Annotated in this window: 5 protein-coding genes; 3 read left to right on the top strand and 2 right to left on the bottom strand. The window is 60.7% G+C overall.

What is annotated here, in order from left to right:
• The first annotated feature begins 122 nt into the window (after positions 1–122).
• On the top strand, positions 123–1664 hold the full coding sequence (locus ACQ4OE_RS11440; protein ID WP_430946696.1) for an alkaline phosphatase D family protein: 1542 nt from the start codon (positions 123–125) through the stop codon (positions 1662–1664).
• 57 nt (positions 1665–1721) lie between these two features.
• Here ACQ4OE_RS11440 and ACQ4OE_RS11435 read toward each other — a convergent pair whose 3' ends face one another.
• Together ACQ4OE_RS11435 and ACQ4OE_RS11430 are read right to left on the bottom strand one after the other, a co-directional pair.
• The gene (locus ACQ4OE_RS11435; protein ID WP_430946699.1) at positions 1722–4250 is read right to left on the bottom strand and encodes a PepSY domain-containing protein; all 2529 of its coding nucleotides are present in this window, start codon (positions 4248–4250) and stop codon (positions 1722–1724) included.
• A 233-nt stretch (positions 4251–4483) separates the two neighbouring features.
• Entirely contained in the window at positions 4484–6799 is a 2316-nt protein-coding gene (locus ACQ4OE_RS11430; RefSeq protein WP_430946695.1) for a TonB-dependent receptor, read from the bottom strand.
• 207 nt (positions 6800–7006) lie between these two features.
• Here ACQ4OE_RS11430 and ACQ4OE_RS11425 point away from each other — a divergent pair, with 207 nt between their 5' ends.
• On the top strand, positions 7007–7687 hold the full coding sequence (locus ACQ4OE_RS11425) for a Fe2+-dependent dioxygenase (protein ID WP_430946694.1): 681 nt from the start codon (positions 7007–7009) through the stop codon (positions 7685–7687).
• Positions 7684–8436, top strand: coding sequence for a tetratricopeptide repeat protein (locus ACQ4OE_RS11420; RefSeq protein WP_430946693.1), 753 nt, complete (start codon positions 7684–7686; stop codon positions 8434–8436). The genes ACQ4OE_RS11425 and ACQ4OE_RS11420 overlap by 4 nt, the downstream gene beginning before the upstream one ends.
• Positions 8437–8588: the final 152 nt, after the last annotated feature.

The raw sequence follows: 8588 nt of genomic DNA, 5'->3' as shown, positions 1-8588 counted from the left end.
GTCGACATATATGTTGAATGACACTCCGCTTTCGCGAGCAGGCTCGCTCCCACAATGGTTAGTGGTGTCATGGCGAGTTCATACAGGCGTGCTTAAGTTTTCCTTTTTTCAGGGAGAACAGCATGAGCGAATTCAACCCCGGTCGTCGGCGTGTCGTGCAAGGGATCGGCGCCGGGCTGCTGATGCCGGGGCTGGCGCCGGCGGTGATTGCTTCGGTCAAGGATCGGCCGCAACTTACCGATGGCGTGCAGTCCGGCGACCTGCAAGGCGACCGCGCGATGATCTGGAGCCGCAGCGATCGCCCGGCGCGGATGGTGGTCGAGTGGGACACTCGCAGCCAGTTTCGCAACCCGCGCCGACTGGTCTCGGCGCTCGCCGATGCCGGTAGCGATTTCACCGCTCGCGTTGAACTCACCGGGCTGCCCGCCGATCAGGCAATTTTCTATCGCGTGTATTTCAAGGACGCCCGCACCGGCGTCGCTAGCGAACCGTGGCTGGGTCATCTGCGCAGCGCACCGATGGCGCGGCGCAATATTCGTTTCGTCTGGAGCGGCGACACCGTCGGCCAGGGCTTCGGCATCAACCCGGACATCGGCGGCATGCGCATTTACGAAGCCATGCGCCTGCGCCTGCCGGACTTCTTTATCCACAGCGGCGACACCATCTACGCTGACGGCCCGGTGCCCGCGCAGCTCACCACCGAAGGCGGGCGCATCTGGCGCAACCTCACCACCGAAGCCAAGAGCAAAGTCGCGCAGACCCTCGACGATTATCGCGGCAACTATCGCTACAACCTGATGGACGAAAACATCCGCCGCTTCAACGCTGAAGTGCCGCAGATCTGGCAGTGGGATGACCATGAAGTGGTCAACAACTGGTCGCCGGGCAAACAGCTCGACGAGCGTTATCAGGAAAAAGATATCCACACCCTGGTCGGACGTGCGCGCAAGGCGTGGCTGGAATATTCGCCGATGCGTTTGCAGGCTGCCGACGGTGGCGGGCGGATTTATCGCAAGATCAATTACGGGCCGATGCTCGATGTGTTCGTGCTCGACATGCGCAGTTATCGCGGCGCCAATGACGACAACCTCGGCGCGGCAAAACCGTTTCTGGGGCGGGAGCAACTGGACTGGCTCAAGCGCGGCTTGAAGCATTCGAAAGCGCAGTGGAAGGTCATCGCAGCCGACATGCCGATCGGTCTTGGCGTGCCGGATGGCGAGGTCAGTCCGGGTGTGGCGCGTTGGGAGGCCGTGGCCAATGGCGACCCCGGACCGGCGCAGGGGCGCGAACTGGAAGTCGCCGAATTGCTCGGCTACCTGCGCGCGCAGCAAGTACGCAATTTCGTCTTTCTGACGGCAGATGTGCACTACTGCGCGGCGCATCACTATCACCCGGATCGCGCGGCGTTTCAGGATTTTGAGCCGTTCTGGGAATTTGTCGCCGGGCCGTTGAATGCCGGGAGTTTCGGGCCTAATCCACTGGATAAAACCTTTGGCCCGGAGGTGGTGTTCGAGAAGGCGCCGCCGGTGCAGAACGCGTCGCCGTTTGCCGGGTTTCAGTTTTTTGGCGAAGTGAATATTGAAGGGCAGAGCGGGGAGATGAGCGTGGTGTTACGGAATTTGAATGGGGTGGCGGTTTTCGAGAAAAAATTGCAGCCGGTTTGATCAGCGCATCCACTGTGGGAGCGAGCAGGCTCGCTCCCACAGTGGGGATGTGCGGGGTCAGTAAACGTCGCGGCGGTAGCGGCCCTGTTCGATCAGGCGTTCGACTTCGGAGGCACCGAGAATGTCGTTAAGCACTTGATCAACGCCTGACGCCATTCCCTGCAAGCTGCCGCAGATATAAATCACCGCACCGTCCGCCAGCCATTTCTTCAACTCGTCCGCCGATTCGCGCAGGCGATCCTGCACATAAATCTTCTCCGCCTGATCCCGCGAAAACGCCAGATCCAGCCGAGCCAGATCACCGTTGACCAACCACTCTTCCAGTTCTGTGCGGCAGAGGAAATCGTGTTCACGATTGCGCTCACCAAACAGCAACCACTGGCGCTGCTGGCCGTCAGCGATGCGCGCCTTGAGCAAGCTGCGCAGTCCTGCGAGGCCGGTACCGTTGCCCAAAAGAATCATCGGCACCGGCTCGTTCGGCAGGTGGAAACCACTGTTGCGCCGCACTCGCAAACTGATGCTGCCACCGACCGGCGCATGTTCGGTCAACCAGCCGGAACCGATGCCGAGGCTGCCATCGGCATGCTGCTCCTGACGCACGATCAGCTCCAGCACACCGTTGGCGGCAATCGAGGCGATCGAGTATTCGCGCATGGCCAGTGGCACCATCGCGTCGACCAGCGACTGAGCATGCAAACCGACCAGATGCGCGCGATGCTCAGGCAACTGGCGCGAGGCCAGCGCGACTTCCAGCGGCTCATTGAGGCCGTTGATTTTCACCGTTGTCTCGCCACGAATGCCGAGTCCGTCGAGGAAGTGCTCGATGGCCCACGGGCAATTACGCGGCAGCACTTCGACCAAGTCACCCGCCAGCCAACTGCTGGTGTTCGGTGCGCTCAAGCCCAACAGATAAACCGGCGAACCGCTGCTGTCCGGGTTCATCAGTTCGCGGCGTGTCAGCGTCCAGTTTTCGTAGCTCGGCGCCTCCCAGGTATCGACCGGCGCTTGGCCAGTGAGCAGGCCGAGTTGGGTTTGCCAGTGACGCAGCGCGTACGGATCGCCACTGTCAACTTCCACCGGGGCAAACAGGGTCTTGCCGCCATGTTCGCCCAACCACTGATGCAGGCGTTTGGCGAAGCCACAGAAGTGCTGATACTGCCGATCACCCAGACCGAGCACCGAGTAATTCAGACGGTCGAGCGTTGCAGCCTGGCCCAGCACTTTGCGCTCGAAACCACGGGCGCTGTCCGGTGCCTCGCCGTCGCCGAAGGTGCTGACCACGAACAGCGCGTTGTTCGATTCCTGCAGATCCTGTTCGCTGACATTGGCCAGCGGCTGCACCTTCACCGGCAACCCGGCGGCCTGCAGTTGCCCGGCGGTTTGCCAGGCCAATTGCTCGGCGAAACCGCTCTGGCTGGCGAAACCGATCAGCCACGCCGGAGCATCACCAGCCGTTTGATCGAGGCCTTTGCGTGCATCCTTGATCTGCTTTTTCTTGCGGCGACGATCGAGGTACAGCAGCCATCCAGTGATGAAAAACAGCGGCATGCACACCGCCGCAACGGTGATGATGATCCGCCCGACCAGACCGAAATAGCTGCCGACGTGCAGCGCATAAATGCTGGTCAGCAGTTGCGCCTTGAAGCTCTTGTCGGCGTAGCGGTCGACGCGTTTGACGATGCCGGTGGCCGGGTCGAGGGTGATCTGATTCAGCGCGCGATCGTGTGGCGAAGTTTCCAGCAGATAAAACACGGTCGCCGGTTGGCCGGCCACGGGCGGCATACGAATGTTGTAGGCAGACAAGCCGGGACCCGCAGCGCTGTAGATGCTGCTCCACATCGCCGCATAGTCGGCAGTCGGCGCCGGGCCTTCCGGTGCCGGGCCGCGACCACCGCGCACGCGCTCGTTTTGCGGCGCGTCGGAAAGCAGTTTGGTCAGGCCTTTGTTGTACCACTCGTACGACCACGACAGCCCGGTCAACGCCAGCAGCAGGTAGACCAACAGGCACCAGGTGCCCGCCACCGAATGCAGATCCCAATTGAAGGCGCGGCCCTTTTTCTTCCAGTCGAGGGTCAGCCACACGCGCCAGCTTTGCCACTGACGCGGCCAGCGCAGATACAAACCAGACAGACAGAAAAACAACAGAATCAGTGTGCAGGCGCCCGTGATGTTGCGTCCGGTATCGCCCATGGCGAGAAAGCGGTGCAGTTGCAGCATCAGCCCGAAGAAGTCCTGGCCGACGGCATCGCCCATGAATTCACCGGTGTAGGGATCGAAGTAACGCATCTCGCCGCGACGTTCGCCCTTTGGCGGTGTGAAATACACTCGCGCCGCATTGCCGCTGTCGGTCTCGACCCAGAGCATCGAGACTTTCTTGCCTGACGTGGCTTCGATGCGCTCGACCAGTTCAACCGGCGGCAAGACGCCGGCGACTTGTTTTTCCACCTGCAGGACGGAAGGGTTCAGCGCTCGCAGGATTTCGTCCTGGAACGAATAGGTCGCGCCGGTGATGCCCATCAGGGCCAGCACCAGGCCTGCGGTGATGCCAAAAAACCAGTGCAACTGGAACAGGGTTTTCTTCAACACGTCACTCGCCGTCCATTCGGTAATTGTCTTCACGGCGCGCATTATGCCGTGGGTTATCGAGAAGCGTTCTTTATTACGCACAAAAGCCCCGTTCAGTTGAATGAACGGGGCCTGACTTCCTACTTACTCCCTGTGGGAGCGAGCCTGCTCGCGAAAGCGGTGGGTCAGTCAGCAATGATGGTGCTGAAAGATTGCCTGCGCGAGCAGGCTCGCTCCCACATTTACAGCAGTGTTTAGAAGTGGAAATTGGTGCTCAACAGCGCCGTACGGCCCGCCGCCTGGTTGGCGAAGTGGGTCGAGAAGGCTTTGTCGTAGTAGTTTTCGTTGGTCAGGTTCTGCACGTTGAGTTGCAGGTCGACGTTCTTGGTCAGCTTGTACGCCGCCATTGCGTCGTAGCGAACATACGAGTCAACCATAGTGGTGTTGGCCACGCTGCCGAACACGTCATCCACGTAGAACGCACCGCCACCGATGGTCAGCTTCGGCGTGACCTGGTAAGTGGTCCACAGGCTGGCGCTGTTCTTCGGTGTGTTAGGCAATTCATTGCCATCGTTGGCGCGGCCCAGTGGACCACCGTCGACTTGCTCGCTGTCCATGTAGGCGTAGCCGGCGAACACTTGCCATTTGTCAGTGATCTTGCCGCTGGCCGACAGTTCGACACCTTGCACGCGAGTCTTGCCGGCGTTTTCGTACGACGAGGTGTCGACTTGCACCCGGGCGTTTTCTTTCTCGGTACGGAAGATGTCAGCGGTCAGCGAGAGACGATCGTTGAGCAGATCCCACTTGGTGCCGATTTCGTAGTTCTTGGTGGTTTCCGGCTCCATGTCGCTGCTCAGCAGGTTGCCGCTGCGATCTGCCGTGCCGCCCAATGGGTTGCCTTCCTGGCCTTCGCCCAACGTGTTGCCTGGCGGTGTGGCCGAGGTCGCGTAGGACGCGTAAATGCTGCCGTTCTCTGCAGGCTTGTAGACGACACCGAACTGGCCGGTGACGAACTCGCTGGTGTCATCACCTTTTGCAGTGGTAGTGCCCGCGTTGGTGTAAGTCTTGTAGCCGGTTTCGAAATGGTCGTAACGCAGGCCCATGTTCACCAGCCATTGCTCGGACAACTCGAGGGTGTCGAACGCATACAGTGCGTAAGTATCGGACTGGGTGTCGGTGCCGGCGTAGTTGCGCGAGATCGCGCCGTTCCACGGATCGTTCGGGTTCGGGTTCGACAGCGAGGTGCAGTTGTAGCCACTGGCTGCGCCGATCAGGCCCGGGTTGCAGTTAGTGGTCGCTGCGCTGGTGCGCGGCGTGGTGTCGGTGTTGACGTTGTACGAGGACTTCTGGCTTTCCTCACGGGTGTATTCGACGCCGGTGGAGAAGCTGTTCTTGAAGCCAGCAACGTAGAAGTTACCGAACAGGTCCGTCTGGTTGGTGGTGGTCTCGGTGTTGCTCACCCGAGTATTGGCACGACGCCAGACGCTGCCGTTGTTGACGTTGCCCTTGCTGTCGTCCGGCTGAGTCAGGATGTAATCCTGCATGCTGGTGCCGTGACGCAGGGTGTTCTTGATGGTCAGCGAGTCGCTCAGGTCGTGCTCGATGGCGAAGGTCGCGGTGTCGGTGCGGCCCTTGCGGAAGTCGCGATCCAGACCGTAGAAGTTGTTGTGGTCGCCGCCAGCGTCTGGCTTGTCCGGATTGGACTTGGTGCGTGCAGCGGAGCCGGCAGTCGGGATGGAGTACGGGATGCCCGAGTCCGGCGTGTCATTGCTTTCGAGATGGTAGTAGTCGAGGTTGACGCGGGTGTCGGTGCCCAGGCCAAACGCCAGGGACGGGGCGATACCCCAACGGTCGTAATCGACCTTGTCGCGACCGGCGACGTTGCTCTCGTGGCTCATCAGGTTCAGACGGCCAGCGGCGGTGTCGCTGAACTGGTAGTTGCCGTCGAGGGTGTAACGCTGGGTCTGGTCAGAGCCCCAGGTGAAGCCACCGTCGAACGAGTTGCCCAGGTGGGCTTTCTTGCTCACCAGGTTGATGCTGCCGCCCGCTGCGCCACGACCACCGATGGCGGAGTTCGGGCCCTTGCTGACTTCAATGTTTTCCACGGCGAAGATTTCGCGGCTCTGCGAACCGGTGTCACGGACGCCGTCGAGGTAGGTGTCGCCTTGCGCGTCGAAACCACGGATGAACGGACGGTCGCCCTGGGGGTTGCCGCCTTCACCGGCACCGAAGGTGATGCCCGGCACGGTGCGCAGCGCGTCCTGCATGTTCAGGGCGCCGGTGTCTTTCAAAACCTGTTGCGGGATAACGGTGACCGAGCGCGGCGTGTCGACCAGTGGCGCGGTGTACTTGGGCGAGGAGGCTTTTTCGACCTGGTAGGACGTCGGGTCCTGCGCTTCGCCGGTGATGGCGGTGGCATCCAGGGCGATGGCATTGCCGGACGATTTGCTCTCGGTTTTTTCCGCAGCGAAGACCATCTGGCCAGCGGAGCCGGCGGTGATCGCGACACCGATTGCAGAAGCGAGCAAACGTGGTGAACTGACCGGTAGTTGTGCGTATTGACGTGCCATTTTTATTCCCCTCCCCAAGGATTTGAGGCGGCGGAATATAGGGTAAACAGGTATTCGTATCAATTGCGAAACATTGCTAACTGCACTGAATTTACATTCTTTACAATTTAACCTTACGGTTTTTGCCAGTTCATTCGTCCCCCGGGTTTTACACGGCCAATAAGAATCAATACCATTGCCGCCTCTTTGCCATCAGGTGACATCGCCATGCTGCTGCACATCCCCGCACTGTTCGCTAAAGAAGAAGTGCAGCGCATTCGCCAGGCTCTGGAGCAGGCTGACTGGGCCGATGGCAAGATCACCGCAGGCTTCCAGTCGGCCAAGGCCAAGCACAATCTGCAATTGCCTGAAGGCCATCCGCTGGCCAAGGAAATCGGCGCGGCGATGCTCGAACGGTTGTGGAAAAATCCGTTGTTCATGTCCGCCGCGCTGCCGCACAAAGTCTTCCCGCCGCTGGTGAACTGTTACACCGCCGGTGGCAGTTTCGATTTCCATATCGACAACGCCGTGCGCCAGCCCAAGGGCAGCATCGAGCGCGTGCGCACCGATTTGTCGGCGACGCTGTTCTTCAGTGAGCCTGAGGATTACGACGGCGGCGAGCTGGAAATTCAGGACACCTTCGGCACGCAACAAGTGAAGTTGCCCGCCGGCGATATGGTGTTGTATCCGGGCACCAGTCTGCACAAGGTCAACGCGGTCACTCGCGGCGCGCGCTATGCGTCATTCTTCTGGACGCAAAGCCTGGTGCGCGAGGACAGCCAGCGCGCGTTGCTGTTCGAGATGGACGGCGCGATTCAGCAACTCACCCACGACGTGCCTGATCATCCTTCATTGGTCCGCCTCACCGGCACCTATCACAACCTGCTGCGCCGCTGGGTCGACGTATGAGTTTCCTGCTGCGTCGCGAGGAAGTCCTCAGCGGCGAACAACTCAGCGCCATGCTCACCGAAAGCCCGGCCCGTGCCGCGCAAGCGATTCTGCTCGCGGCGGGTGAAGGCGAAGTCGAGGCGCAGGCGCTGCTCGGGCAGATTCTTCTGGACGGCCAAGGCATCGCCCAGGATCAAACGCTGGCGTTGCGCTGGTTCGGCATCGCCGCCGGACGCGGGCACCTGATGGCGCGCAACATGCTCGGGCGTTGTCATGAACACGGTTGGGGTTGCGCGGCGGACGCTTCGATTGCGGCGCAGCATTATCGGATTGCAGCGGATGCCGGACTGGATTGGGCGATGTACAACCTCGCCAATCTGCTGGCGACCGGACGCGGGGTGGCGGTGGATCATCCGCAGGCGCTGGCGTTGTATCGGCGTGCGGCTGAATTGGGCCATGCGAAATCGATGAATTTGTTTGGGCGGTATCTGGAGGAAGGGCAGGTGTGCCCGGCGGACCCAATTGCTGCACGCGAGTGGTATCAGCGTTCGGCTGAGGCTGGCGATTTTCGTGGGCAGTTCAGCTTTGCGGCGGTGCTGGCCGATGAAGGCCGGATCGATGACGCAGTCATATGGCTTGAGAAAGCCTTGGCCGGCGGCAATCTGAATTTCCTGCGGGTAGCGAGTCAGGCATTGGCGAGTGCTACGGATCCGAGGATTCAGGCGTTGGCTGGGCGGTATGCGCTTCGGTGCCAAGAGCCCTCACCCTAACCCTTTCCCAGAGGGAGAGGGGACTGACCGAGTTGGATAGGCGAGTTACGCCGACCTGAAAATGCTCTATTGAATCCACAATCAACTCGGTCTTTCCGGTCGATGCATAGCGCCTGACACCTCGGTCGGCTCCCTCTCCCTTGGGAGAGGGC

It is taken from the genome of Pseudomonas sp. WC2, assembly GCF_050586545.1.
GTDB lineage: Bacteria > Pseudomonadota > Gammaproteobacteria > Pseudomonadales > Pseudomonadaceae > Aquipseudomonas.
This window is presented reverse-complemented; position numbering and strand designations above follow the sequence as displayed.

Coding starts and splice junctions, on each gene's coding strand:
- ACQ4OE_RS11440 (WP_430946696.1), top strand. CDS start 123: ATGAGCGAATTCAACCCCGGTCGTCGGCGTGTCGTGCAAGGGATCGGC.
- ACQ4OE_RS11430 (WP_430946695.1), bottom strand. CDS start 6,799: ATGGCACGTCAATACGCACAACTACCGGTCAGTTCACCACGTTTGCTC.
- ACQ4OE_RS11425 (WP_430946694.1), top strand. CDS start 7,007: ATGCTGCTGCACATCCCCGCACTGTTCGCTAAAGAAGAAGTGCAGCGC.
- ACQ4OE_RS11420 (WP_430946693.1), top strand. CDS start 7,684: ATGAGTTTCCTGCTGCGTCGCGAGGAAGTCCTCAGCGGCGAACAACTC.